The organism is Holzapfeliella floricola DSM 23037 = JCM 16512 (assembly GCF_001436605.1).
Classification (GTDB): domain Bacteria; phylum Bacillota; class Bacilli; order Lactobacillales; family Lactobacillaceae; genus Holzapfeliella; species Holzapfeliella floricola.
Genome location: NZ_AYZL01000009.1, coordinates 1 through 460 on the forward strand (window position 1 = coordinate 1; position 460 = coordinate 460).

The 460-nt window shown below is 47.8% G+C and carries 1 pseudogene; it reads left to right on the top strand.

Annotated elements, in window-relative coordinates:
• A pseudogene (locus tag FC86_RS06600) lies at positions 1-460 on the top strand (LPXTG cell wall anchor domain-containing protein); the annotation flags it as partial.

Below are 460 nucleotides of genomic sequence, written 5' to 3' on the forward strand. Positions count from 1 at the left end.
GCAACAACCGCTAATAATGCGCAAAGTACAGCAAGTAGCTTGAGTACTAAGTATCCAAATGATCAAGTAATCGCAAGTGCCGCAAGTGCCGCATCGAGTGCAGCAGCAGATGCAAATCAAGCTTCAAGTACAGCCGCACAAGATGTACAAAAAGCATCAAGCGCTAATTCAACAGCAGCATCAGCAACAAATGATGCGAGTGTAGCAGCAAGTATAGCCGCAAGTGCACAAGCTGCAACAAGTGTTGCAAATTCAAGTGCTGCAAGTGCTGCAAAAGCTAATAATGAGTCTTTAGCTAATAGCTATGCAAAAGATGCCCAAAGTGACGCTGCAACGGTAAGTACGCAAACAGCAGCAGCCAGTGCCGCAGCAAGTACAGCAGCCAGTGCCGCAGCAGTCGCTTCACAAGCCGCAAGCGATGCTACAAAAGCAAACCAAGCCGCTCAAAGCGATCAACAAG